This window comes from Clostridium neuense (assembly GCF_045310695.1).
In the GTDB taxonomy this organism is placed as follows: Bacteria; Bacillota; Clostridia; order Clostridiales; family Clostridiaceae; genus Clostridium_S; species Clostridium_S neuense.
In genome coordinates this window covers 237,086-262,260 of sequence record NZ_JBJIAA010000001.1, presented here as the reverse complement: position 1 = coordinate 262,260, position 25,175 = coordinate 237,086, and the positions used below count along the sequence as shown (strand labels likewise).

Genomic DNA, 25,175 nt, shown 5'->3' with positions numbered 1-25,175 from the left:
TTGAATAATAAAAAAGAATCATAAATAAAGAGCCAATGGTTTTTCGCTGGCTCTTTTATCAGTGATTTTTATGAAAGAATCAAGTGAAAGTGGAGTGTTATCCAACTTTATTAGTATTAACTCCCATTAGGAATACTTTTGCAAGATCTGCCAACGCTTCTGTAGTTTCTTGAAAATTGTTTTTGACCCATAATGAAAAAATTGAACAAATAGTTGAAGCAATAAAGTCGGATACATATGCATCTAATTTAGAAGCTTCAATTTTTGCTGTAATTTTAGGTATATACGAAAAATTAAACATATTCATGGTAATCACTTTATTTAATAAAAAGAAAAGATTATTTTTTTCTAGTAATTTAAACAAGTCCTTGTATAATAGTGAAAAATCAAAAAAATCCTTAAGTATTTGGTACGCATCTAATTTAGCATCGAAATAATCTGATTCATATTTTTTAGCCATGTCATCAAGATATAATTCTAAAATATCTAATTTTGTCTCAAAATTACGGTAAAATGTTTGCCTTACGACTTTAGCTTCCTGACATATTTGTGTGATTGTTATATCACTATATGGGTAAACCTTCATCAATGCAAGCAGCGCATTAGTAATCATTTTTTGAGATTGAAGCGCTTGTAAGTTTTTACTTCTAGTATACATGTTACAAATCCTCCAATTTGTCTAATTTGTTTTAAAGATATTGATTTTATATTTTCAATCTATATAATAGCATATATAACTATGTGTTACAAATGTCACATGTAACACTTGATACACATAACAGATGCTACAATTTTGCTAGTAATTATTAGAACAGGAGGAATACAAGATGAAAAAAATCATAAAAAGTAGATGGATTATTTTAGTGGTTTGGATAATTGCAACTATACTGTTAACAATATTTCAGCCAAATATAAATGCAATACTTAGGCTTAGAGGGCAAACTGCTTTAAATAAGAATAGCCCATCTGTAATTTCGGATTCTATATTAAGTAAGTTAGATACATCTAAGGGTGACAGTGATATTATAGTCTTTTACAATAAGAATAAGATTTCTGATGCTGAAATGAATCAAATTAGATATGGAGTAAAAGGTATTTTAGATATTAGTTCTAAACTTGGAATAAGTCATATGATAGATCCATTCAGTATGCCAGAAGCAAAAAGTTCACTGCTCTCCAAAGATGGTACAACCTTAATGGTGACTTTTAAGCTTGATAAGGGAACGAGAGAAGTAGATGATATTGAGAAAGAATTAAATTCTAAATTGAAACAGGTGAAAGCTGAGTACTATTTTAGTGGACAAGATTTTATAAATAATGATTATTTGAAGGCATCTCAGTCAGGAGTAGAAAAGAGTGCAATATTGACGGTTGTATTTATTCTAGTAGTTTTGGTTATTATGTTTAAATCAATAATTACTCCTTTTGTTTCTTTAATTGCTGTAGCCTTTTCGTATCTTTGCTCTATGGGAATTGTTGCTCAATTAATAGATAAAGCTAATTTTCCCATAACTAATCTTACTCAAATGCTTCTTGTACTTATACTCTTTGGTATAGGAACTGATTATAATATTTTACTCTTTAACAGATTTAAAGAAGAATTATCAAAGGGGTACGATATTGATGATGCCATAGTCAATACCTATAAAACTGCAGGTAAAACTATTGCTTTCAGTATATTGACTGTATTTATTGCTTTCTTTAGCTTAATATTTGCAGAATCACCAATCTATAGATCTGGTGTTGCTGTAGTAATAGGTGTAACAGTACTGCTTTTAGAAATTTTAACTTTAACACCTTTTGCAATGAAGTTTTTGGGAAACAAACTTTTCTGGCCATCTAAGAAAATTAGCGGTCATGGAAAAAATAAGTTTTGGGGTAAAGTATCTTCAGTTACAGCAAAATACCCTATTATATCAGTTATAGTTATACTTTTGATAATAGCACCAACAATCATTTTTCATCAGCAAAAGTTAAATTTTAATACTGTTGGTGAATTAGGAGATTCACAGCCTTCTTCAAAAGCTTTTAATTTGGTTTCGAAGCATTTTGGAAAAGGGCAAGCAATGCCAGCTACTGTTGTAATTGAAAATAATAAAGAACTTGATAATAATGAAGCTCTTTCTGTTATTGACAACATAACAGAAAGAATTAAGAACATCGACGGAGTAAAACAGGTATCTTCTGTAACTCAGCCAAATGGTAAAGAAATTGAAAGTTTTTATACCAATACACAAATTAAATCAGTTACAGAAGGATTATCAAAAACTAATGGTGGAGTAGATAAAATATACGATGGATTGAAAACAGCTCAAGATAAGCTAGGGTCAGCGGATTTTTCTGGGGTTAGTGATATGGTTGATGGTACTACAAAGCTTCAAACAGGCGTCAGTGCTATGTCTGATGGATTGCAACAAATTCAGAATGGTATAGGAAATGGTTCAAATAATTCTCAAAGCATAGCTTATGGTATAAATACTATACAGGCTAACTTAGCAAAGATGAATAACGGGTTAGAAGAACTAGCTGGTAATTATAATAAGATGAAAAATGGTTATTCAAAAATGGGCAGCAGCTATCAAGAAATAGCGAAGGCACTTCTTGGTGTAAAGGATGCATTGTCTAAAATACAACCTTTGATAGATACTATGGGAAAGAGCTATCCTAATATTGGAACTGATAATAATTATATGATGCTAAAAGGCACTGTTGACAAGTTATTATCATCCTTAAGTCAAATTACTCCTGAAGGAATAAAAACATTAAATGATAATTACAGTGCTCTAACTAATGGTTTTGAAAAAGCTAATGCAGGACTATCTCAAATAAGCAGTGGTTTATCTCAAATGGATGATGGCTTAAAGACTTTAGAGAGTGGACTTGATAAAGCTTCTTCTGGAATAGGCACAATAGTTACTAATATGAATAAAGTAAGCACGGGTTTAGGAGATATGAAATCGGGGCAGCAAAAACTTGTAGATGGTATTAATGGATTTAGTACCTTTGGCAATAAGCTTGGTGATGTTAACAAAGGATTAGAGCAGATTTCAGGTGGACTAGGAAAAACCAATAACTTTTTAACTCAGCTTAATTCACATAAAACCTTCTTCATTCCTAGGGAAGCTCTTACTAATAAAGATTTTAAGAAATTAACAGACAATTTTATGTCAAAGAATAAAAAAATAACTAAAATAACTGTTGTTTTGAAGAATGATCCTTATTCATCAGAGTCTTTAAAAACTATAGATAAAATAAAAAATGCTGTTTCAGATGGACTTAAAGGCTCAGTTCTTTCAAAGGCTAAATCTGGAGTATCTGGATCGAGTGCTATGACAAATGATATGAACAATGTATTAGGCAGAGATCTTAATAGAGCAACGGTGGTAGTGCTCATAGGAGTATTTCTAGTTCTAGTTATTGTTACAAGATCCTTATGGGAACCTGCTGTTATAATTGCATCACTTATAGGATCATACTATGCTGCTATTTTTATAATAAATTTTATTTTTATAAACTTAGCAGGTTATGAGGGGATTTCTTCCTTTGTTCCATTTTTCGCTTTTATAATAGTAATAGCGTTAGGAGTTGACTACAGTATATTCCTAATGATGCGTTTTAAGGAATACACTGAAATATCTCATAAGGAGGCTATAGTTTTAGCTTCAGAGCATATAGGAAGCGTTGTAATGTCAGCAGCTATAATACTTGGAGGAACCTTTGCAACGCTTGCACCTTCAGGATTAATACTTTTAATTGAACTGGCTATAGCTGTAATTACAGGACTTATTGTACTTTGCTTTATAATGCTACCAGCATTTTTACCGGCAATGATTAGTCTTCCAAGTGCTTTAGAAAAGATATTTTCAAAAAATAAGGAAAAATCCAAACAGATATAAATAGATATGAATATGTTAAGAATTAGATAACAAAATATGAGGCATAACTTACTGAATAGGCAGCTGTACAATGTCAATATTGATACTAGGAGATTACAAGGAACAATAGTTCTTTACTTTGATGTACACGCATTGCTTTTAAGGTGAATTAATGATATACTAAAGTGAAATTTAATATGTTTGCAGGGGAACTAAAGATAAACTACCTTAAAACTTGAAATTGTTTATCTATATTATAGTTGAGAAGGATAAAACCTGACCCTTAGAACCTGTCAGTTAACACTGTCGTAGGGAGCAAAGCGTGAATTAGGATGATATTATGATGCTTTAATCTGTACGATTAGAGCATTTTTTTATGCGATAAAATTAAATTTTATAAAAAACTTAATATTGGTAACACGTAACTTTTATGGTAGTATAAAAATTTTTAAGTAAATCAGCTAATTGTTTATTTTAAAATTCGTAGAAGCAGCTAGATTTTCAAAGAACAATTAGAGATTTGCTAATAAAAATTGTATAGAAAGCATAAAAAGGGGTGCACCACCGCGGGTGTATTTACTTTTTATGCTTTTTTTTATAAATAGAAATGAGGAGGATTAAAACATGAAAAAAACAATTTTAAAAAAGGAGATATTTACAGCATTATTGGCTGGAATGGGATATGTACTAAATACTTTTGTATCCTTTCCAAGGATGGCTCCATTTCAGCATTTTATTAATGTCATAGCGGCAGTTTTTTTAGGACCAGTTTGGGGATTTATTTGTGCGCTGCTTATAGGCTCTATGAGAATGATATTAAATGGAAGCACCATTTTAGCAATTATAGGTGCAGTTATAGGTGCATTTTTATCAGGGTTATTGTATAAAAAGTTCCACAAATTAATTTGGGCAGTTATTGGTGAGGTAATTGGAACTGGAATTATAAGTGCAATTGTTTCTTATCCATTTATGAGAATGTTTTATGGTCTACCAAAGACTTCTATATTTACATATGTCCCATTTTTTGTTCCAGCATCTTTAGTAGGTGCAACAATGGGATATTTATTACTAAAAGCATTAGATAAAGCCAAAATGCTTGAGCAACTAAAATTTATGCTGCACAATTAAAATTGTACTTTGTACTCTAAGTGAAATTCTGGTTTTGCAGAATAAATTTGAAATTAGCCATTTCAAACTTTCATGTTGTATATCTATAAAGGAGGAAAATAAATGTTTGAAGCAATATTTGAAAATATGTTAAAGAGTAAACCTATCGTTCATTGTATAACCAATTTTGTTACCGTAAATGATTGTGCAAATATTATACTTGCTGGCGGAGGTTCACCAACAATGGCGCATCATAAGGATGAGGTACGAGAGATAACTGAAAATAGTCAAAGCCTTGTGCTTAATATGGGAAATGTACATGATGTAACTGCTATGATTTTAGCAGGAAAAAAGAGCAATGAAGTGAAACATCCAATAGTTATAGATCCAGTGGGAATGGGGGCTTCAAAGCTAAGAAATGAAGTATTTAAAGAGCTATCCCAAAACATGAATTTTTCTGTTATAAGAGGGAATATCTCCGAAATCAAAGCAGTAGCAAATGGAGAAGGCATTACAAAAGGAGTGGATGCAAGTGAAGCAGATAAAGTTACAGAACATAATCTTAAAGAGACAGTAAAGGCAGCAAAGAGATTGAGCATGGAATTTAAAAGTGTTATTGTTATTTCTGGGGCTATAGATATTGTAGCAGACAAAGACAAAGCGTATGTAATTCGAAACGGTAATCCTATTATGGCAAAGGTAACTGGGACAGGTTGTATGTCCACAGCATTAATAGGTGCCTTTTGTGGAGGAAATCCAGATAATACTTTAGAGGCAGCAGCAGCGGCAGTAACAGCAATGGGGGTGAGTGGAGAAATAGCCTTTAAAAAAATGAAAAAATTTGAAGGCGGGACCATGATGTTTCGTATGTTTTTAATTGATACCATAAGCAATATGACCCCAGAAATTATAAATGGAGAGATGAATGTTGAAGAAATGTAGATATGCTATTTTTGATATGGATGGTACACTCATAGATTCTATGTCTGCATGGGAGAAGTTAGGTGAAGATTATCTAAATCAAAATGGAATTAAGGTTCCCAAAAACTTAAATGAAATTATAAATGCAATGTCTATGACAGAATCTGCTAATTATTTTAAAAGAGAATTTGGAATTAAGGCTTCTGTAGAAAAAATTATTTCTGATATAAATAAATTAATTGAAGATAAGTATAGATACCAAATACAACTAAAGCCATATGTAAAGGAATATCTCTCAAGTTTAAAAAGCGATGGTGTTACCATGTGCATTGCTACAGCTACACCACTTGAACTTTCAGAGGCAGCACTTAAGCGTCTTAATGTGCTGCAATACTTTTCCTGCATTGTATGCTGTGATGAGGTTGGTGTTGGAAAAACTAAACCTGATGTTTACTATCTTGCTATAAAGAAGATGGGGGCTAAAGTAGAGGATACAATAGTTTATGAAGATGCGGATTATGCAATGAAGACAGCAAAAATGGCTGGTTTTTATACAATTGGGGTATATGATGAAGCGTCAGGTAAAACAAAAGAAGAAATGAAGCTTTTTTGCGATAGGTATATAGATTCCTTTGAAGATTTGTTACTATAAGATAAATAATAATACTGGTGAAAATATCACTAACAGTGAGATTAAGAATATTGATATAGAATATCATATAAGATATAATTTAAACCAAAGATTACCTTTATATTAAATTAGTATTAAAGTATAACAAGAGATAAGGTGAAAGGGGAAAGTATGATATTTAAGTGAAGATATCATATAAGAAAGTATAATGATTTTTTGTTACATAGGAATAATATTCTTAATTTTATTTGGAATTTCTTTTATAAGAGAAAAAAGGCGTTTTAAAAACGCAGTATATCTGTTATGTGCCATTTTAAATATGGGCTTTTACAGCGTAATTCTTATGATTGGAACGCAAAATACAATGCTAAATTTACTTGTTGTGGCTTTAGCACTGTGTGTTATGCCAATTGGTATTGTGGTTACTTCAATTTTGTTTATTGCTGCAGGAATTATCACAATTAAGCGAGAAGGATTTAGAATTCCTAATTTATTAGCACTTGCTTTTGGAATTGGAATTTGGACTCCACTTATTTTATTTTGTTTACTTGAAGTAAGTCATTTGATGTCCAAGTGGTTTATTGGTATCACCTATTTTAGCATGATTGTTGTATTATATATAGGTTTTACTTTTGTTGCCTTACTTATTTATTCATCTCTATATTGCATTTTGCCTAAGGGGAAAAATTACGATTATATTATAATTCATGGAGCAGGTCTTTTAGATGGTGAAAGGGTTTCTCCATTATTAGCTAAAAGAATTGATAAGGGAATTGAAGCTTTTAAAAGGTTCAATGGAAAAGCTAAGATAATTGTTTCTGGTGGCAAGGGTGCTGACGAGAAAATATCTGAAGCAGAGGCCATGAAAAGATACCTTTTGGAAAAGAATATTGATGAGAAAAATATAATTTGTGAAGATAAATCTACAACAACCCTTGAAAATCTAAAGTATTCAAAGAAGATAATGGATAATGAGAAGAAAAATTATAAATGCATATTTGTCACTAATAATTATCATGTTTTTAGAACTGGACTTTTTGCTAAAAAAATTAATTTGAAAGCAGAGGGCTTAGGGTGCAAAACAGCGTTATATTATTTGCCAAGTGCTTTTATTAGAGAGTATATAGCAATAATGTGGAGTATGAAATGGTACTCTATTGTTATTTTAGGAATTCCACTGCTTCTTATGATTTTATCTGGGTTATGATTTTTTTATAAGATTATAAAAATAAATTATTATATAAACTTTTATTCAAGAGGGAAATAGAAAACTATACATCGCCTTTAGGTATTGGTTGGATGATAACATCACATTATTCATTATGGACCAAGTGTATAGGGATATGAATATGATAAATGGGAAACACATCACTATGCATACTCTAAGTTGGTTGGTGTAGATCATACAGTTGAAACAGGTACAGGTTACAATGCTAAATATAAGTGGCCTAATGCTAGCATGTACAAAATTTAATTACTTGCAAAGATTCGAGCCTAAAATTCAGGAGGTACGGAGGAATTTTTTCCTTGTATTGCTACTTTGTAATTTTTTAATATGACATCACTAAGTCATATTATCAGTGTATACTAAAATAGGGTGATAATATGCATATTAATAGGTTGTTTGAAATTATATATATTCTTCTTGATAAAAAAGCAGCAACAGCTAAGGAACTTGCAGAAAGATTTGAGGTTTCAACAAGAACTATATATCGTGATATTGAAACATTATCTTCTACAGGTATTCCTGTTTACATGAGTAAGGGAAAAGGCGGTGGTATTTCACTTCTGCCTAATTTTGTGTTAAATAAAGTTGTTTTAACTGATAAAGAAAAAAAGGATATCTTATCTTCTTTAAAAGCTTTAAAAACTATTAATCTTATTGAAACGGATACAGCACTTAAGAAACTCAGCAGCTTATTTGGAGAATCTAATACAGATTGGATTGAAGTGGATCTTTCTTCATGGGCGAGTGATGCTAAAAATGAGACTGAAATATTTAATACGATTAAATCTGCAATACTAAGTAAAAACATCATTTCTTTTTCTTATGCTAGCGCTAAAGGTGAGCAAATTACCCGTGAAGTTGAGCCACTGAAACTGTGTTTTAAAGCAGGTGCCTGGTATGTATATGCATACTGTAAAAAAAGGTGTGATTATCGTTTCTTTAAGTTAAGACGAATTAAAGAATTAAGGATATTAGAAGCAAATTTTGATCGCAAAGCACCAAAACAGGTATTTTTTCGTAAAAGCATAAGCGAGGAAGAATGCGTAAACTTAAAATTGAAATTTGCACCACGATCAGCTTTTAGAGTATATGATGAATTTAATAACTATAGGAAAAATGAAGACGGTAGTTTTATTGTAGAAGTTACTTATCCTAAGGGTGAGTGGATATTTGGATATATAGAATCCTTTGGTGAAGAATGTGAGGTTTTAGAACCTGCAGATATTAGAGAGGCTATTAAAACTAAGCTTATGAACACTTTAAAATGCTATCTTTAATATGACATATAGTTGTCATGATGAGTAAGGTATAATAGCTGTGTAAAATGTTTGGAGGCTATAAAATGAATTATGAAATTGTAAATTTAGATGAAAAAATAATTGTAGGTGTCAGTGCAATTACTAGCAATTCTGATCCGAAAATGGGTGAAATTATTGATGAGCTTTGGCAAAAGTTATATCAGGATGGAATACATAACGCAATTAAAAATAAAGTTAATAAGCATTCCATTGGACTTTATTCTGACTATTTAGATGATAAGTATCGTGTTACTGTTGGCAGCGAGGTTTCAAAATTAGAGAACAATGAGCTTACTCTTAAAATTATTCCTGCAGGAAAATATGCTAAGTTTTCTATGCATGGACCACTGCCACAAATAGTTGGCGAGGCTTGGAGTGAAATTTGGAAGATGGATTTGGATAGAAGTTATACTGGTGATTTTGAGGAGTACTTAAATGGTGATGCAGAAAATGGAGAAGTTGATATTTATATTGCACTGCGAAGTAACAATGCTTCGTCGCATAAACCGATGGGGGTTTTGGCGGTTTAGCCCATGTGATTCTTGAACTAAATAAAAGTATTTTCTTAAATAGTTATATAAATCTAAGGTTCAAAAATCATAAAATACCAAGAAGTGAGAGTAAGTCGCTGAAAGAATGCTCATACAATTGAAATATCTAAGTATTTTACAATTTTTGAACCAAGATTTATTAGGAATTTTTCAAATCATATAATTGCATAGAATTATTTTGACCGCCGAATCTTTGACTTTTATCTTGAATGCTTAAAGCATTTGAGTTCTTCCATTCGCTAGTAGGTACAGCCTTTCCATTTTGCTTAATCCAATTCATAATACCGCTATTTGAGCTATTTCTACTAAAATTTCCGAAGCCTCTGCTGTTACCTGTACTTATTAAGGCATATCTTAGCTCACCATCACTAACTAATTTTTTGAATTTATCTAAAGTAAGTATTGGATCAGAGCCGCTAAAGCCTCCGAGTGCCATTACAGGTTCACCACTTTCAAGTATTAAATTAGATCCGTAAGAGGAAGCAGAAGGAACCATAACAAGATATTTTTCATTTTTTCTATTGCTTTCTAGAAATTTTATAAGTTTTGAATCATTACTAACATTGGATTTTGAATTACGGTTATTGTGTGCAAGTTCTAATCCAGCTGACGGGCTGCTTCCATTCATCTGATAAAACATTGGAGTAAAGGACCAAACTGTAGGAGCTGCCAAAATTCCTATTAAAGCAATACTGGTTAGTGATTTAGCTAAGTTTTTATTAGTATTTCTAGTTGAATTTATTATGCACAATACCATTGAGGCTAGTATACATAAAATAGCTGTTATTAAAATTAAAATTTTATAGCCACTTGAACTATTGGAATTATAAGATAAAATGAGTATTTCAATACATCCATTAGCTATAAGCGAAATTGGTAAAAACCATGCTTTTGCTCCTTTTTGTTTGAAAAATTGCCACATGGCGGAAAATCCAATTCCGGATAGGGCAGCAATGGAAGGTGCCATTGTTGTTAAATAATAAGTATGTGTTACATTTTTGGAAAAACTAAAATATATGAACTCAGGTATTAACCAGGTAACCCATAATATTAATGACAGTTTTCGTCTTGTATCAAAAGGTGCTTTAAGCTTTTCCTGCACTGCTGCAGCAGCAAATCCAATTATAGCAAAGAGTAAAAGCCAAGATATTTGATCTGACATGTTGCCTTTACTAAATAGTCTAATAATACCGGTATTTGAGTTGTTTTCCATAAAGTTTTGCATACCGTTTTTAGAACGCTTATTTTTATTTTCTGAATTAAAGTTATTTTTGAGTTTATTTGATCCTATCTGCATTTGAGTACTATTTTTGAACTTACTATTGTTAAAGGATCTTCCTTGAAAATTACCATTAGAATTTTTAGCTCCTTTAGAACCATGTTTGCCACCGAGCCCAATTCGTTCTAAACCATTATGACCTATAATAAGCTGCATAACTGAATTGTTAGTACTACTGCCTATATAAGGTCTACTGCTTGCGGGTATCAAGTCTGCAACTACAGCCCAAGATAGTGATACTACTAAAAGTATAACAGTTCCTAAAATAAGATCCCGTATTCTCTTTTTTAACTTCATAGTAGATGCAAGAAGATAGGTTATATAAATAGCAGGAGCTACCATGTATGCTTCTACCATTTTTATATTAAAACCTATGCCTACCAGGACTAAACTTAATATAAGGTAACCAAGTTTCCCTTTTTCAGCAGCTATAAGACCAGCCCAGCATGCAAGTAGTAAGAACATTACAAGCATATTGTCAATTGTATTATTTCTGGCTGCGGCTACGGATATTGGTGTTACTGCAAGGCATAATGCAGCAATTAAGCCAGCTTTAATTCCAAAAGATTTTTTTACAATATGATATATGATTGCAACTGAAATTACTCCTGCGAGAGCTTGTGGTAAGATTACGCTCCATCCACTAAATCCAAATATTTTTGCTGATATAGCTTGAAGCCAAAAGCCTACAGGAGGTTTATCAATAGTGACAAAACCAGCAGGATCAAAGGAAGCAAAAAAGAAATTTTTAAAGTTCATAAGCATACTTTTTACACCGGCAGAATAAAATGTATTTGCATAACCCTCAATACCTAAATTTGCAAAATTTAATATAACAGATAGTATTAGTATTAATGAAATGCAAAATTTCTCTTTTTTTATATTTAACCTTCCATTCATACATTAGCCTCCTAAATTAACAATTAAATTTTTATATTAAAATATTACATTATTAAGGTGTAGGTTTCATGTTCATTTTATAAAAAATATATAAAATTTATATAAAATGATATACATAATTACATACTTTCATAAAAATACCACATAACGAAGCATCTATATTATTAATAGTACGATAGTTAATTTTTTAGGTTATAGATTGTGGTTTTTTGGAGGAGCTGCAAAATCAATAGGACTTGATAAGAAATCGCTGTAGGCATGTTTAAAATATGTAAAGATGGACAAATTTAAAGATTAAATGGCTAATACCAAATTCATCCGGTTTAACAGGATAAACTTAGTATTAGCCATTTTAAAATTTTAGAGTGTTTAGTTATATAATTATAATAAATTTTTTAATTCTGTGTTCTTGAGTAGTGCACCTAATGGTATATTTTCTAATGGAAGCTTATCAATACCAAGGCAAGTTTTTGCTGCATTTGTCAGTACACGAATATCATATTGGCTTGGATATACTTGATCTACTTCCTTTTCTAAGCCCATTAGTCCATATACAGCCATCATTGCACTTCTTACTGAGTATTCTACAGTGAATACGCAATCATGAGGAACCTCTGCATATTGTCCAAGGAAACCAAAGTTTTTGCTTCCTTTTGGAATTACATCTGGTCTATCTCCTGGTATACGAGGCATAAATTGTGAAGTAATATAAGGCATCATGCTAGGTATTGCATTTACTGTATGTGAAAGAATTTCAGGAATTCTATCTTTTAAGCCCATATGATAAAGAAGTTCTTCAAACATCTCACGACCTGTACAATCTGAAAAAGTCTTTTTTACATAATCGCCTGGTGTATCTAAGTTCAAAGCATATGCCCAAAGAACTTTTACGTTGTCAGGTTGATTAGCAAAGTGAGGATGTTTTGGAACAACCCAGCTCATAAACCAGCTTGAATCTTTTATTGTAACAAGTCCGCCCATTCCAGGTTTATCTCCTGTAAGTTTATAAAGATAAGGGAACACAATATCATCATCTTTTAAAGTTACAGTAAAGGACATCCATTTTGATTTATCAATATCACTGCAGAATTTTTCTGGGTGACCAAAGTCTGGTGATTTTTTAGCAAGCTTTTCCCATACGCTAAAGCAGCCTTTATCTTCTGATCTATTTATAATAGCAGGATGATCAAGATCACCTCTAGTTGTGTTTTCTGTCATAGAACCATTTGTAAATAACACTAAATCGTCTTTATTTACACTTATAACTTCATCTTTACCAGCCTTAGTATAGCAAATTTTAGTAGCTATTTTTTCATTATTAGAAAAATCAAAATCAATGTCTGTAACCTTGCAGCCACTGTCAAAGTTTACTTCATGATCCTTTAGCCATACAATAACAGGAAGAATTAAAGAATCGTATTGATTATATTCAGTGTGAAGTATTCCTTTTAATTTATTCATACCGCCGATTAAGTGCATGAATCTTTCCATATAACGCTTAACTTCAACTACACTGTGCCACTTTTCAAAAGCAAACATTGTTGCCCAGAAATACCAGAAGTTTGTCTTAAAGAAGCTAGGAGAGAAAAATTGTCCTATTGTTGTTGCTCCAAGTGCTTCTTCTGTTGCCATATGAAGTTTTGCAAGTTCCATAGCATTGGCAGTTGATAGTCCAAGACTTGAAAAATCAGCTTTTTCTCCTTGATTTTCTACTAATCTGCAGTGAGATTCAATTGGTTCTTCTATATTAAGTTCGCGGAATTCATCTAATACACTTCTATTCTTATCCTTTAAAGATGGGATAAAACTATAAAGCTCCATAAAGCATTCAAAATGTTCTTCTATTTCTCTGCCGCCCCTTGCTGTGTAGCCTTTTTCTGCTGTGCCAGCTCCATCCATTGAGCCTCCAACAACATCGAGTTGTTCAAGTATATGAATGTTTTTACCAGGCATATGAGCATCTCTTATTAAAAAGGCAGCAGCAGCTAGGGAACCTATTCCACCTCCAAGTAGGTATGCATTTCTCTTTTCAATATTCTTAGGTGCGATTGGATTGATTCTTTGATAATTATTCATAAATATCTCTTCCTTTCTAAACTAAGCATATGTGTTTGTTATCTCTATATTAATTTTTTCGGGAATGATATTCAATGAACAAAAAAAGAATCTGTGAAAAAATTGCACAAATTCAATAAAGTGTGTAAATTATTTGCTATTAGCTTTCATTATTCTAAGGATGGTTCCATCTAACATTATTTCAATTCTGTCAGCAATATCTTCTTCTTTTTCTTTTAAGCCGCTATTAATCCAGTGCAAAAATTCACCTGATATAGCATATGAGAAAAATTCACTAACTTCATTTTTGATTTTTTCATCTACCTTCATGTCTTTAGTTATATCTGATATGACACCAGATAATACTTTGTTAAAGGTATTTGTTAAAAACATTTCAAGATGCTCACGGCCTAATGAGTTGCAAGTATTAGAACAAATGATTTTATTGTCTAAGGTATATTTAAGAACAATAAAAATTCCTTTTTTCCAGTTAGATAAACTGCAATATTCATCAAGTTCATCAATGACCTCATTTTCAAATATCCATGCGAGTAATTCATAAACATCATGAAAATGGTTGTAAAAGGTATGTCTAGTAACACCACATTTATCAGTGACCATTTTTACTGATATTTTATTTATGGGATATTTTTGCATAAGTGATTTTAGGGAACTAGCCAATGCATTTTTAGTAACAAGTGATGCAGACATAAAATTAATCACACCTTTCCTGGTGCTTAAAGCACATAAATTGTGAGCATTATTTTAAAATTTAACTAATTATTTTAATTATGCCATACAATTTGCTGGTATATCAAGTTGTAATGAATTAATGTAAATAAATTGTAGAGTTTCAATAATGGATTGCTGCTTGCAAATAATGTATAATAGTATTTGAGTATGTTTTAGAAATGAGGGTGTAAGAAGTGAAAAATATAAGAAAGTTGATTTTGGGATGCATAATAATTGTTATGGCTGTAGGAATTTTAATATATAAATATCATTTATCTAATATTGATTCAAATGCATATTTATCAGGTAATGGTGAAAGTCAAAAAAGCTTTGAAGTGTATGATGGAAATGGTGAAGATAGCGGAAATATTAAAAAATTTGACTTTAAAAAGTTTGATGGCAGATGGTCTTTTATGAAGTTTACATCTAGTAAAGGAAATAAAATAAATATTAGTGATAATACAAAGATTGGAGCTGGAAGGTTCTATCTTGTAGTTTTAGATTCTAAGTATAATATTGTGGCAAAAAAGAATGAAACAAGTGATAAAGGAAACATAGAATTTACTACACCTAGAGATGGGGAATATACAATTAGAATTGCTGGTGAAAAAGCAAGTGGTAAATTTGATATAAGCGTAAATGCAAAAGAAAAGGTAGATATATCTCACATGGATTTTTGGAGCTAAATAAAAATCAATATTAATATATTATAAAAATTTAATTGGTTATAAAGATTCACACCTAAAATTCCGTAGGTACGGAGGAATTTTTTTCTTGTACTTACTGTGGGAGCGAAGGAACAATGCTTTGTCACATTAAAAAAATTCTATAAATCTAAGGTAAAAAAATCATAAAATTCTAAGATATTTTATGATTTTTTTACCAAGATTTATTAGAGTTTTTTAAACTGTTCCTTCAGCATTGTTCCTTCGCATTTCCTTTAAGGCTTCTTTTTCATAATTTATTTCTGAAGAAGTTCTAACACCTAACCGCCTAAGAATAGGTACTGGTGGACACCAACCTTTGATGGCATGCTGTAATAGAAAACCTCCTGCTATTCCAGAAATGACAAACCATTTTTTATTTACCGTAAATCCAAGTACAGTGCCTAAAATTACAACAGCTGCTGCATTGGTTTCAAGTAATCTTTCAATATCCCATTCTTTATTTAACTCATTTATTCTAGCTAGAATTTCTTCATTTGATTTATTAGTATAGCTTGAGATATTATCTAGAGTTTCTTTTCTAATTCTTTGGTTAGTACATTTACTAGTATGCAGTTCTACTCTTTTAGTGGTGGCTGGAATATTTAGCGTCATAAAATCCCTCCTATAATTTGTGTTTAAATTAGTTTATCCATATAAATGAAGTGTGATACAATAAAAGTATTATGAACTAAAGGGGAATAATGTATGTACAGTGTAATGATAATTGAAGATGATAAAAAGATAACGAGCCTTATAAAAAATCATCTTGAGAAGTATGGATATAAAACATATACTGTAGGTGATTTTTCTAATGTAAAAGGAGAATTTGTAAAAAGCAATCCAAGCATTATTCTTATGGATATAAATTTACCCGTATTTGATGGTTTTTATTGGTGTAGGGATATAAGAACAATTTCAAATGTTCCTATAATATTTATATCTGCGAGGGATTCTGATATGGATCAGGTTATGGCAATCGAAAACGGTGGTGATGACTATATAACAAAACCATTTTCTTATGATGTTCTTCTTGCAAAAATAAAGGGAGTTATAAGGAGAGTTTATGGAAGTTATGCTGAAAGTGGAAGTAGTGATATATTTGAGGTAAGTGGATTATTTTTACATATAGATCAAAATACCATAGAATATAAAAACAAAAGTTTGGAACTTAGCAATAAGGAATTTCAGATAATATACTTACTTTTGAAAAATATAAATAGGATTGTTTCTAGAGAAACCTTATTAGAAGGATTATGGAATGATGTGGATTTTGTTGATGATAATACTTTGTCTGTTAATATGACGAGGGTTAGAAAAAGATTAGAAGACATAGGAATTAAAAATGCTATTGAAACTAAACGAGGACAGGGATACAAACTGATAAATAACTGGAATTTATAACAGTGGATAGTTGACAGAGGACAATTGACAGTTAAGGATGATTTATCTTTCGCTTCTCTCAGACACTGTCCTCTGTCAATTGTCCATTGTCAACTGATATATGTTCATATAACCAACATGTTCCAAAACAGAATTCAGCTAATTTTAATATTCTAAGTTGTCTATCTTTAAAGATAAACCACTCTGAAACTTGAAATTTATTTGTACTAAAATGCCGTCTTCTGGGCATTATGGTGCACATGAATTTAAATAGTTGAAGCGGTTTATCTATATATGGGGTGAGCAAGTGAAGTTAAAGGATTTTTTGAAGGATAAATTGTCTTATATGGTAGTTTATTTTTTTAGTAATGCATTAGTCATTTTAATAATGTATTTGTCTTTAATAATAAATAAAGTTAAGTTTTCAAAAGGCAATGTAGTTTATGCCTTTTTAATCTCATTATTTTTGTTTATAGTATTTTTAATATATGATTATTATAAAAGTAAAAGCTTTAAAAGCCAGCTAAATAGAATATTAAATTCAGAGGATGATTTAGATTATATATTAAACTTAGGAACTCCTAATACTGAAGAGCAGGCTGCATTTAAAAAGATTCTAATTAAGTTATACAAAATTTGCAATAATAAAACAGTAAATTATGAGGAAGAACATAAGCAGTACATATATTTTGTAAATCAATGGGTACATCAGATGAAAACACCTGTATCAGTTATTAATCTTATACTTCAAGATGAAGTGAATGAAGAAAATAAAAAATTATTCGAAAGCATAGCGGAAGAAAATGAAAAACTTCAGCATGGCCTTGATATGATGCTGTACAATGCAAGGCTTAATGAGTTTAATGGTGATTTTAACGTAGAAAAGCTTGATATAATAGATATTGTTAGAAAAGTTATTAACGAAAATAAAAAATCTCTAATAAGAAATCATATTTTCCCTAAGATAATTAATAATGAAAATATAGCAGTAGAAACAGATAGAAAGTGGATTTCTTTTGCTATAAATCAGATAGTAGTAAATGCTATAAAGTATTCTAGAGCTAAGGCAGGGGAAAATAAGCATATTACTTTTGATATTGTAGAAGAAGCTTCAAAAATTATATTGTCTATAAAAGATGAAGGTATAGGAATACCAAAAGAGGATTTAACAAGAGTATTTAATGCCTTTTTTACTGGTAAGAATGGAAGAAAAACAGATGAATCTACGGGGATGGGAATGTATCTTGCAAAAAGAATATGTGATAAATTAGGTCATGGCATCAATGTAAAATCGGAAGAAGGAAAGGGTGCTGTTTTTTCTATTGAGTTTTATAAGAATAAAAGTATATTTAATCTTTCAACATTGTAAGATTAAATTTGTGTTTGAAAGGGAAATCGATACATTGGTTTCTCTATTTTTTTTATAATAGAGGTAAATCAGAGCACAATTCACAGTTAACAATGAATTTAGTGTGTATGTAATATAAAGTTTGGAGGAATTGTAAATGTCAGTATTAAAAGCAGAAAATATAACTAAAGTTTATGGAGATAAAAGAGGCGGATTAAAAGTAAAAGCTCTTGATAAGTTTAATATAAATGTTGAAAAAGGAGAATTCGTAGGGGTTATGGGACCTTCGGGAAGTGGAAAGAGTACTCTTTTAAATATTCTTGCAACAATAGATACTCCATCTTCAGGAGAAATTTTTATAAATGGGACTAATATATCAAATCTTGATGATAAGAAAGCTGCTTTATTTAGAAGAAATGAATTGGGGTTTATATTTCAAGATTTTAATTTACTTGACTCACTTTCAATAAAAGAAAATATAATACTTCCACTTGTAATGGATAAGATGAAAGTTAGTGAAATAGAAAAACGGGTTCAAAGTATTGCAGAGATACTAAATATAGAGAAGATTTTAGAAAAAAGGCCATATGAAACTTCAGGAGGTCAGCAGCAGAGAGCAGCCTGTGCGAGGGCGTTAATTCACAATCCAAGTTTGATACTTGCGGATGAGCCAACAGGAAATCTTGATTCAAAAGCTGCGGAAGATGTTATGGAGTCGCTGGAAAAGCTAAATCGTGAAAATGAAGCTACAATTATGATGGTTACTCATGATCCATTTTCAGCAAGTTTTTGTAAACGAATTATAATGATTAAGGACGGAAAGTACTTTTTGGAAATTGTAAGAGGTGGAAATCGCCAAGCTTTCTTTAAGGAAATTATGGATGCACTTACTCTTATAGGAGGAAAAAACAATGACCTTGCGTAGTATTATTTTAAAAAACATAAAAGGAAATTTAAATAAATTCATAATGTATTATTTAAGCAATGCTTTTGTGGTAATGGTATTCTTTATATTTGCAAATTTTATATATAGTCCTAATATAAAGAATGTAAAGACCATGGGTCAAATGGGAGCAATTATGTCAAACATAATGCTTTTATGTGAATTTGTAATAGTTGTATTCACCCTTGTTTTTACTAATTATTCTATTTCAAGCTTTTTAAAATCCAGGGAAAAGGAATTTGGACTTTTATCTATGTTTGGATTTACAAAAAGCGAAATAAGAAAATATGTAATGCTTGAAAATCTTATTGTTTCTTTACTTTCAATTTTAACAGGATTATTACTTGGAATTTTATTTTCTAAATTATTTTTTATGGCAGTTTCAGCAATTTTAGCCTTGGATTCAGAACTTACACTAACAATATCATTTAAGGCTTTAGCTTTAACTATTGCTTGTTTCTTAGTTTTATTTCAAGGAATGGGCTTTATAGTGAGCCATAAAATTAAGAATAATAACATAATACAGCTTTTAAAAGGAGCAAGAATTGCAAAACCAGTACCAGAGTTCTCAAAAAAGAAAGCAATTTTGTCTATAGTTCTTATTGTAGCTGGGTATTTAATGGCAGCATTTTCATATCAGGCTATAGTGTTCACTATGTTTCCTATTTTAGGGTTAACGGTTTGGGGAACTTACCTACTTTATTCACAGTTTAGTGTATATTTTACAAATAAGCTTCAAAATAACAAGAATTTCTTTTACAAAGGACTTAATATGGTAGCGCTTTCTCAAATGATTTATAAATTAAGTGATAATGCAAAGATACTTTTTGCTGTGTCAATACTTTCAGCTGTGACTTTGACTTCATCTGCTAGTGTGTATTCATTTCAGAAAGCTATTGAAAATGATACGATTTTAAATTCTCCACATGACGTAAGTTTTATTGAGAGGGGGATAAATACTCATAAGGTAATAATGCCTAAAAAGGCTGAAAAAGTTTTTGACAAATACGGGAACGAGATAGAATATAAAAATAAAGTTATACTTATAAATGGAACTAGTACATCACCTTTTAAAAATAAAGCTTTTAAGTATAACAATGGTGACAGTAAAGACCAATTTTATATTATGTCTAATGCTGATTATAATTCTTTAGCAAAACAGCAAAAAAAGCCAGTCTTTTCACTTAAAAAAGGAGAAGCAATTATATATTCTCATAGCTTTGAAGGAAATAAAAGTGTTAAAACTTCAGAGGATAATGAGCATTTGGAGCTAAAGGTTGATGATAAAAGTCTTAAATATAATATAATTGAAGAAGCAGCAGGTACTGTAATTAATGCAGATGAAATAAATACTAACACAATTGTAGTTAACGACAAAGAATTTGGTTTGCTTAAGAGTAAAATTTCAGGTGAAGAATTTAGCGTTTATTATAGTTACAATATAAAAAATTGGATGAAAGCAGAAAAAGCTGTTAGTGAGCTAAAAAATGAGATACCAAAAGAAATGAAAGCTCAGTTTACAGAAAGGGTAATATCATTTTCTAGTAATATGAAAGGTATGTCGATCTTCTTCTTTATAGGAACTTTTATTGCAATATTATTTTTTATAGCAACAGGCAGTATACTTTATTTTAAGCTGTTTAATGAAATTCAAAAGGATAGGCAAGAATTCATATCCTTGAAGAAGATAGGCATATCTGGAACTGAAGTGAAAAAAATAGTGAGTTTTCAGTGCCTTATAATTTTTTTCTTGCCTTTTGTTATAGGCGTTAGTCACACAAGTTTTGCAATAGCAGCTCTCAGTAATATGTTACAAGCCAGCCTCAGCTTATATTTAATGATTATTGTAGGGATCTATTTGTTACTTCAAATAATTTATTTTAGTTTTGCAAAAGCAATGTATGTTAAACAGATAAATAGTTGGCAATAGATGTTACTGGTGGAAAAAATGTTTTTAGAATTTTAGGAGGAAGGTTTTATGAATGCTATTTTAAAAAAATAGGATTAACTAATCAAAATCCAGTACTTATTTTAAATGCACCAGATGAATATAAAGAAAGTTTGTTTGAAATAATTGCAAAAAAATAAAATTCCAGAAGGTTTAATGCCTTTTGGAATTTTATTTTTTGTATCAAGAAAATGTTGACAAGGTTATAGTGTTTATATATAATGTGTATTGTGTATATGCTGTGTATTACATACATTAACAGTATCGAAGATGGAGAGAAAATCAAATGAATATTATTATTTCAAATGTATCAGATAAACCTTTGTATGAGCAGATAAAAGAACAAATTAAAAATGCAATAATTAGTGGCGAATTAGAAGATGGAGAAGCACTTCCATCCATTAGAGCACTAGCGAATGATTTACATGTTAGCGTTCTTACAACTAGAAGAGTATATGATGAACTTGAGTCGGAAGGCTTTGTTATAACAAAAGCAGGAAAAGGATCATTTGTAGCACCAGAAAATCTTGAACTTTTGAGGGAATCAAAGAGGCGTATGGTGGAAACAAAGCTTTTGGAGGCATGGGAAACAGCCAAATCACTTGGAATTTCTAAAAAAGAATTGTATTCTATGATGGATTTATTATTTGAGGAGGATTAGTAATGAATAATATTTTGGAGGTAAATGGATTAAAAAAGAGTTTTGAAAATTTTAGTTTAAAAGATGTTAGTTTTTCACTTAGAGAAGGGTGCATAACAGGATTTATTGGTATAAATGGTGCGGGAAAAACCACGACAATAAAATCAATTCTTGGACTTAATATAAAGGATGCAGGAAGTATTAAATTATTTGGAAAGGAAATTGAAGCAAATGAACGAGAACTTAAAAATCGCATAGGGGTTGTTTTAGATGATGGATATTTTTATGATGATATGACGCTTATGGAGATGAAAAATATCGTTGCTCCTGCCTATTCAAATTGGGATGAAGCAGTATTTAAAAAATATATAGCACGTTTTAAACTGCCACTTAAACAGAAAATATCTACATTATCGAAGGGTATGAGAATGAAATATAGTATTGCTTTGGCACTAGCACATCATGCGGATTTGCTTATTATGGATGAACCAACAAGTGGACTTGATCCATTAGTAAGAAGTGAGCTAATGGACATACTTTTAGAATTTATGAAGGAAGATGGCAAAAGCGTATTTTTTTCTACACATATTACATCTGATTTGGATAAAGTAGCGGATATATTAATTTTAATTGATAACGGTAGGATTGTATTGAATGAAGAAAAGGACATAATAATGGACACTCATGGATTAGTTAAGGGCAGTAAAGACATGCTTAATGAAAATACAAGAAAATTATTTTTAAAGCTTCATGAAACTAATTACAATTTTGAAGGAATTACAAATAACAAAGAAGCTGTTCGTAAGCAAATAAAAAATGTAATAATAGAAAGACCAACTATTGAAGATATTATGCTTGCATATATAGGAGGGGATAATAATGCTGCTTAGTCTTATTAAAAAGGATTTTTTATTAGTAAAGAAATATTTGTTGCTTTTTATTATTTTTGCAGGTGGAGCACCAATTTTTCTTAATATACGCTCAGGAAATAGTGTTGGAATTTTGGGATTCTATGTTACTATAATTGTGCTTGAATATACATTAAATACTATGATATGGCAGTTAGAAGATAAGTATAAAGGTTCCATATTACTCTGTACAACTCCCTATACACGAAAAGCCTTAGTAGAGGCAAAGTATTTATTGGTTTTTATAATTTTTATTTGTAGCTGTATTAGCTATGCAATTGCAGAGTTTGTAGTACCTGCTAATGCAATTAAGATAAATATTTCTCAGATTGGAATTTCTCTTTTAATTGTAGCTACTTTTTTTGATATTACCATACCAGCCTTGTATAAGTTTGGTTTTACGAAATTAAGAAATATAATGGTAATGGTTATTTTTATAGTACCATTTATTTCAGGTTATATAGCAAAGGCGCTGCAATCTAATACCATTGACTTTCAGTATATTACTTCATTGCCTAAACTAGTGCAGAATTTAGGACCTTATGCTCTTACTTTAATAATTACTGGTATTTCTATGGCACTATCAATTAACATTTATTCTAAGAAAGATTTGTAATATAGGAGAGAAGAAAAATGGAAACTTTTATTTTTTTTATAGCTTTTATAGTATTGGTAGTTGTAATTAGGATAGTATTTAATATATTAAGAAAGCAATAATTCAGCAGAATAATTTCTAACCTTAAAGTAGATAATAAATTTTGTATTAAAAATCTAGTTTAATGGGAGGAATTGTTTATGCCAGCAACAATGAATATACCAGCAGGATCACTCAGAACAGGAGGAAATCCACATCAAACTTGTATAGATGCATGCGGAAAATGCGCTCAGGTGTGCGAAGAATGCTTGGATATGTGCTTGCAAGAGCAAGATGTAAGTGCAAGAAGAAATTGTATTAAAACTCTTCAAGACTGTGCAGAAATATGTTCTACATCATCTTGTTTTATGTCAAGAGGCAGCGGAAGTATAAAAGAAATATGTAATGTATGTGCAACAATTTGTGACAGATGTGCAACTGAGTGTAGTATGTTTCAAGATCAGCATTGTAAAACTTGTGCAGATGTCTGCAAGCAATGTGCAACTGAATGCAGAAATATGTCTACTAGCATGCAATAAAAAATAGCGAAGCAACAACATCTTGAAATATTAAATAAGATTTATAAAATTTTATTTAAACTATTTCTTCAATGTTGTTACTTTGCTGAACTAAAAATGCAAAGAATATACATATATCGGGGTTTGGATGGACAATATGATTCTTAGATAAAATGTTAGATACTTTATATTTCTATAGTCCGTTTAATACAATGTAAATTATCAAAATTTATTTAACTATAAAGCTTAACGCCTAAAATTCCGTAGGTACGGAGGAATTTTTTCCTTGAACTACCGTGGGAGCGAAGAAATAATGCTGAAGGAACAGTTAAAAAAAACTCTAATAAATCTTGGTGGAAAAATCATGAAATACTTAGATATTTCAATTGTCTGAGCATTTTCTCAGCGAGTTATTGAAATATCTTAGTATTTTATGATTTTTCTACCTTAGATTTATAGAGTTTTTTTTATGCGACGAAGCATTATTTCTTCGCTAATTTTTTTTCAAAATCCTCTACCATTTTCTTAGTCATTAATCCACCAACTGGACCTCCAACATATCCATTTGATTTTGAGGCTACATTGCCACCATAGCCCTCATTAAATCTAATACCAATTTCATTTGCAGTTTCCTCTTTTAATTTTTCGAGTTTTCCTCTTGCACCTGGAACTAATGGTCTATGACTCATAAAAAAACACCTCCATATCAGTATTAGTTTTAGACTTTTCTGAAATTGTATACTTGGTAATGTATAGCTGTATCACCTTAAATATCAGAGTTGTAACAATTTTTTTTAAAATTACATAGACTAAAATGTAATATTAAATTGGAGGTAGCTATGTATTTTAATCAATATCAATGCCCTTTTTTAGATGAAAGTTACTGCGGATACAGAAATGAGATGAATATGAATAATAGACCTAGGAGAGCTGTAGCAAATATAGTAGGAGGACCATTAGCACCCAATATTAGAGGTACTGTAACATTTACAGATGTGAGAGGTGGAACTGAGGTTTCAGTTGAAGTTAATGGACTTCCTCCATATAGACCTGGAGCAGCTGGAAGACCTCAAGTTGGACCTCATGGCTTTCATATACATCAAGGTGGAAGCTGTAGAGTTGGGAATAATGCACAGCCATTTACAGCAGCTGGAGAGCACTGGAATCCTACGAATCAGCCTCATGGTAATCATGCAGGAGATTTTCCAGTTCTATTTTCAAATAATGGATATGCTAGAATGACATTTTTTACAAATAAGTTTAGAGTTCCACAAATTATAGGTAAGACAGTAGTAATTCATGAAGGGCCAGATGATTATAAAACTCAACCAGCAGGTGGTTCTGGAAGAAGATTGGCATGTGGTGTTATTCAGGCGGCAAGGTAATAATTTAATGTATAAAATTCTTAGAGATTACTAAAAATTATATATTGACAAAGGGATTTAAAAAATTATAAAATAGGACCTTGGAAAGGTTTAATTTAACAGATAAAAGAGCGTATAGATATACTACCTAGAAATTTAAAGTTATCCCAAAATTGTGAACTATATAAAATTAGTTTACAGTGCACAA

25 protein-coding genes and 1 riboswitch are annotated in these 25,175 nt (G+C 30.7%); of the genes, 19 read left to right on the top strand and 6 right to left on the bottom strand.

The window, feature by feature from the left end:
• Positions 1-97: 97 nt before the first annotated feature.
• The gene (locus ACJDT4_RS01180; protein WP_406785696.1) at positions 98-658 is read right to left on the bottom strand and encodes a TetR/AcrR family transcriptional regulator; all 561 of its coding nucleotides are present in this window, start codon (positions 656-658) and stop codon (positions 98-100) included.
• Positions 659-827: 169 nt separating this feature from the next.
• On the opposite strand from ACJDT4_RS01180, the gene ACJDT4_RS01175 reads away from it, so the two are divergent.
• The 8 genes from ACJDT4_RS01175 to ACJDT4_RS01140 all read left to right on the top strand — a co-directional run bounded on the left by ACJDT4_RS01175 (position 828) and on the right by ACJDT4_RS01140 (position 9,590).
• Positions 828-3,896: an MMPL family transporter gene (locus tag ACJDT4_RS01175; RefSeq protein WP_406785695.1), complete on the top strand. Its 3,069-nt coding sequence runs from the start codon at positions 828-830 to the stop codon at positions 3,894-3,896.
• Positions 3,897-4,070: 174 nt separating this feature from the next.
• A riboswitch (TPP riboswitch) is annotated at positions 4,071-4,207 on the top strand.
• Positions 4,208-4,499: 292 nt separating this feature from the next.
• Positions 4,500-5,003: an energy coupling factor transporter S component ThiW gene (gene thiW, locus ACJDT4_RS01170; RefSeq protein ID WP_406785694.1), complete on the top strand. Its 504-nt coding sequence runs from the start codon at positions 4,500-4,502 to the stop codon at positions 5,001-5,003.
• A 102-nt stretch (positions 5,004-5,105) separates the two neighbouring features.
• A complete protein-coding gene (thiM, locus tag ACJDT4_RS01165) occupies positions 5,106-5,924 on the top strand; it encodes a hydroxyethylthiazole kinase (protein WP_406785693.1) in 819 nt (272 codons plus the stop codon).
• A complete protein-coding gene (locus tag ACJDT4_RS01160; protein ID WP_406785692.1) occupies positions 5,911-6,555 on the top strand; it encodes an HAD family hydrolase in 645 nt (214 codons plus the stop codon). The genes thiM and ACJDT4_RS01160 overlap by 14 nt, the downstream gene beginning before the upstream one ends.
• Positions 6,556-6,742: 187 nt before the next feature.
• Positions 6,743-7,741 carry a YdcF family protein gene (locus tag ACJDT4_RS01155; RefSeq protein ID WP_406785691.1) on the top strand — a complete coding sequence of 333 codons (999 nt, stop codon included), beginning with the start codon at positions 6,743-6,745 and terminating at the stop codon, positions 7,739-7,741.
• 180 nt (positions 7,742-7,921) lie between these two features.
• Positions 7,922-8,008 carry a hypothetical protein gene (locus ACJDT4_RS01150; RefSeq protein WP_406785915.1) on the top strand — a complete coding sequence of 29 codons (87 nt, stop codon included), beginning with the start codon at positions 7,922-7,924 and terminating at the stop codon, positions 8,006-8,008.
• Between the two features lie 131 nt (positions 8,009-8,139).
• Complete coding sequence (locus ACJDT4_RS01145; RefSeq protein WP_406785690.1) at positions 8,140-9,039, top strand: helix-turn-helix transcriptional regulator; 900 nt, start codon at positions 8,140-8,142, stop codon at positions 9,037-9,039.
• A gap of 65 nt (positions 9,040-9,104) precedes the next feature.
• Complete coding sequence (locus tag ACJDT4_RS01140; protein ID WP_406785689.1) at positions 9,105-9,590, top strand: GyrI-like domain-containing protein; 486 nt, start codon at positions 9,105-9,107, stop codon at positions 9,588-9,590.
• Between the two features lie 160 nt (positions 9,591-9,750).
• On the opposite strand, the gene ACJDT4_RS01135 is transcribed toward ACJDT4_RS01140, so the two are convergent.
• From ACJDT4_RS01135 to ACJDT4_RS01125, 3 genes are all read right to left on the bottom strand, one after another.
• Positions 9,751-11,790: a glycosyltransferase family 39 protein gene (locus ACJDT4_RS01135; protein ID WP_406785688.1), complete on the bottom strand. Its 2,040-nt coding sequence runs from the start codon at positions 11,788-11,790 to the stop codon at positions 9,751-9,753.
• A 381-nt stretch (positions 11,791-12,171) separates the two neighbouring features.
• Positions 12,172-13,866 (bottom strand): oleate hydratase, encoded by a 1,695-nt coding sequence (locus ACJDT4_RS01130; protein WP_406785687.1) that lies wholly within the window; start codon positions 13,864-13,866, stop codon positions 12,172-12,174.
• A 129-nt stretch (positions 13,867-13,995) separates the two neighbouring features.
• Positions 13,996-14,556, bottom strand: a complete 561-nt coding sequence (locus ACJDT4_RS01125; protein ID WP_406785686.1) for a TetR/AcrR family transcriptional regulator C-terminal domain-containing protein — start codon at positions 14,554-14,556, stop codon at positions 13,996-13,998.
• 215 nt (positions 14,557-14,771) lie between these two features.
• On the opposite strand from ACJDT4_RS01125, the gene ACJDT4_RS01120 reads away from it, so the two are divergent.
• Positions 14,772-15,263: a hypothetical protein gene (locus ACJDT4_RS01120; RefSeq protein WP_406785685.1), complete on the top strand. Its 492-nt coding sequence runs from the start codon at positions 14,772-14,774 to the stop codon at positions 15,261-15,263.
• A 216-nt stretch (positions 15,264-15,479) separates the two neighbouring features.
• On the opposite strand, the gene ACJDT4_RS01115 is transcribed toward ACJDT4_RS01120, so the two are convergent.
• Positions 15,480-15,896, bottom strand: coding sequence for a YgaP-like transmembrane domain (locus ACJDT4_RS01115; RefSeq protein ID WP_406785684.1), 417 nt, complete (start codon positions 15,894-15,896; stop codon positions 15,480-15,482).
• A gap of 93 nt (positions 15,897-15,989) precedes the next feature.
• Here ACJDT4_RS01115 and ACJDT4_RS01110 point away from each other — a divergent pair, with 93 nt between their 5' ends.
• From ACJDT4_RS01110 to ACJDT4_RS01070, 9 genes are all read left to right on the top strand, one after another.
• Complete coding sequence (locus ACJDT4_RS01110) at positions 15,990-16,685, top strand: response regulator (protein WP_406785683.1); 696 nt, start codon at positions 15,990-15,992, stop codon at positions 16,683-16,685.
• 286 nt (positions 16,686-16,971) lie between these two features.
• Positions 16,972-18,033: a sensor histidine kinase gene (locus ACJDT4_RS01105; RefSeq protein WP_406785682.1), complete on the top strand. Its 1,062-nt coding sequence runs from the start codon at positions 16,972-16,974 to the stop codon at positions 18,031-18,033.
• Positions 18,034-18,169: 136 nt separating this feature from the next.
• Positions 18,170-18,937: an ABC transporter ATP-binding protein gene (locus ACJDT4_RS01100; RefSeq protein WP_406785681.1), complete on the top strand. Its 768-nt coding sequence runs from the start codon at positions 18,170-18,172 to the stop codon at positions 18,935-18,937.
• The gene (locus ACJDT4_RS01095) at positions 18,924-20,885 is read left to right on the top strand and encodes an ABC transporter permease (RefSeq protein ID WP_406785680.1); all 1,962 of its coding nucleotides are present in this window, start codon (positions 18,924-18,926) and stop codon (positions 20,883-20,885) included. Before ACJDT4_RS01100 ends, ACJDT4_RS01095 begins: the two co-directional genes overlap by 14 nt.
• Positions 20,876-21,043 (top strand): hypothetical protein, encoded by a 168-nt coding sequence (locus ACJDT4_RS01090; protein ID WP_406785679.1) that lies wholly within the window; start codon positions 20,876-20,878, stop codon positions 21,041-21,043. Before ACJDT4_RS01095 ends, ACJDT4_RS01090 begins: the two co-directional genes overlap by 10 nt.
• Positions 21,044-21,189: 146 nt before the next feature.
• A complete protein-coding gene (locus ACJDT4_RS01085) occupies positions 21,190-21,564 on the top strand; it encodes a GntR family transcriptional regulator (protein ID WP_406785678.1) in 375 nt (124 codons plus the stop codon).
• A gap of 2 nt (positions 21,565-21,566) precedes the next feature.
• Positions 21,567-22,433: an ABC transporter ATP-binding protein gene (locus tag ACJDT4_RS01080; RefSeq protein ID WP_406785677.1), complete on the top strand. Its 867-nt coding sequence runs from the start codon at positions 21,567-21,569 to the stop codon at positions 22,431-22,433.
• Entirely contained in the window at positions 22,423-23,067 is a 645-nt protein-coding gene (locus ACJDT4_RS01075) for an ABC-2 transporter permease (RefSeq protein ID WP_406785676.1), read from the top strand. Before ACJDT4_RS01080 ends, ACJDT4_RS01075 begins: the two co-directional genes overlap by 11 nt.
• A 179-nt stretch (positions 23,068-23,246) precedes the next feature.
• The gene (locus ACJDT4_RS01070) at positions 23,247-23,624 is read left to right on the top strand and encodes a four-helix bundle copper-binding protein (RefSeq protein WP_406785675.1); all 378 of its coding nucleotides are present in this window, start codon (positions 23,247-23,249) and stop codon (positions 23,622-23,624) included.
• 461 nt (positions 23,625-24,085) lie between these two features.
• Here ACJDT4_RS01070 and ACJDT4_RS01065 read toward each other — a convergent pair whose 3' ends face one another.
• Complete coding sequence (locus tag ACJDT4_RS01065) at positions 24,086-24,292, bottom strand: alpha/beta-type small acid-soluble spore protein (RefSeq protein ID WP_406785674.1); 207 nt, start codon at positions 24,290-24,292, stop codon at positions 24,086-24,088.
• Between the two features lie 150 nt (positions 24,293-24,442).
• On the opposite strand from ACJDT4_RS01065, the gene ACJDT4_RS01060 reads away from it, so the two are divergent.
• Complete coding sequence (locus ACJDT4_RS01060) at positions 24,443-24,988, top strand: superoxide dismutase family protein (protein WP_406785673.1); 546 nt, start codon at positions 24,443-24,445, stop codon at positions 24,986-24,988.
• Positions 24,989-25,175: the final 187 nt, after the last annotated feature.

Coding starts and splice junctions, on each gene's coding strand:
- thiM (WP_406785693.1), top strand. CDS start 5,106: ATGTTTGAAGCAATATTTGAAAATATGTTAAAGAGTAAACCTATCGTT.
- ACJDT4_RS01175 (WP_406785695.1), top strand. CDS start 828: ATGAAAAAAATCATAAAAAGTAGATGGATTATTTTAGTGGTTTGGATA.
- ACJDT4_RS01130 (WP_406785687.1), bottom strand. CDS start 13,866: ATGAATAATTATCAAAGAATCAATCCAATCGCACCTAAGAATATTGAA.
- thiW (WP_406785694.1), top strand. CDS start 4,500: ATGAAAAAAACAATTTTAAAAAAGGAGATATTTACAGCATTATTGGCT.
- ACJDT4_RS01070 (WP_406785675.1), top strand. CDS start 23,247: ATGCCAGCAACAATGAATATACCAGCAGGATCACTCAGAACAGGAGGA.
- ACJDT4_RS01145 (WP_406785690.1), top strand. CDS start 8,140: ATGCATATTAATAGGTTGTTTGAAATTATATATATTCTTCTTGATAAA.
- ACJDT4_RS01060 (WP_406785673.1), top strand. CDS start 24,443: ATGTATTTTAATCAATATCAATGCCCTTTTTTAGATGAAAGTTACTGC.
- ACJDT4_RS01100 (WP_406785681.1), top strand. CDS start 18,170: ATGTCAGTATTAAAAGCAGAAAATATAACTAAAGTTTATGGAGATAAA.
- ACJDT4_RS01155 (WP_406785691.1), top strand. CDS start 6,743: ATGATTTTTTGTTACATAGGAATAATATTCTTAATTTTATTTGGAATT.
- ACJDT4_RS01180 (WP_406785696.1), bottom strand. CDS start 658: ATGTATACTAGAAGTAAAAACTTACAAGCGCTTCAATCTCAAAAAATG.
- ACJDT4_RS01080 (WP_406785677.1), top strand. CDS start 21,567: ATGAATAATATTTTGGAGGTAAATGGATTAAAAAAGAGTTTTGAAAAT.
- ACJDT4_RS01065 (WP_406785674.1), bottom strand. CDS start 24,292: ATGAGTCATAGACCATTAGTTCCAGGTGCAAGAGGAAAACTCGAAAAA.
- ACJDT4_RS01115 (WP_406785684.1), bottom strand. CDS start 15,896: ATGACGCTAAATATTCCAGCCACCACTAAAAGAGTAGAACTGCATACT.
- ACJDT4_RS01140 (WP_406785689.1), top strand. CDS start 9,105: ATGAATTATGAAATTGTAAATTTAGATGAAAAAATAATTGTAGGTGTC.
- ACJDT4_RS01110 (WP_406785683.1), top strand. CDS start 15,990: ATGTACAGTGTAATGATAATTGAAGATGATAAAAAGATAACGAGCCTT.
- ACJDT4_RS01085 (WP_406785678.1), top strand. CDS start 21,190: ATGAATATTATTATTTCAAATGTATCAGATAAACCTTTGTATGAGCAG.
- ACJDT4_RS01135 (WP_406785688.1), bottom strand. CDS start 11,790: ATGAATGGAAGGTTAAATATAAAAAAAGAGAAATTTTGCATTTCATTA.
- ACJDT4_RS01075 (WP_406785676.1), top strand. CDS start 22,423: ATGCTGCTTAGTCTTATTAAAAAGGATTTTTTATTAGTAAAGAAATAT.
- ACJDT4_RS01125 (WP_406785686.1), bottom strand. CDS start 14,556: ATGTCTGCATCACTTGTTACTAAAAATGCATTGGCTAGTTCCCTAAAA.
- ACJDT4_RS01095 (WP_406785680.1), top strand. CDS start 18,924: ATGACCTTGCGTAGTATTATTTTAAAAAACATAAAAGGAAATTTAAAT.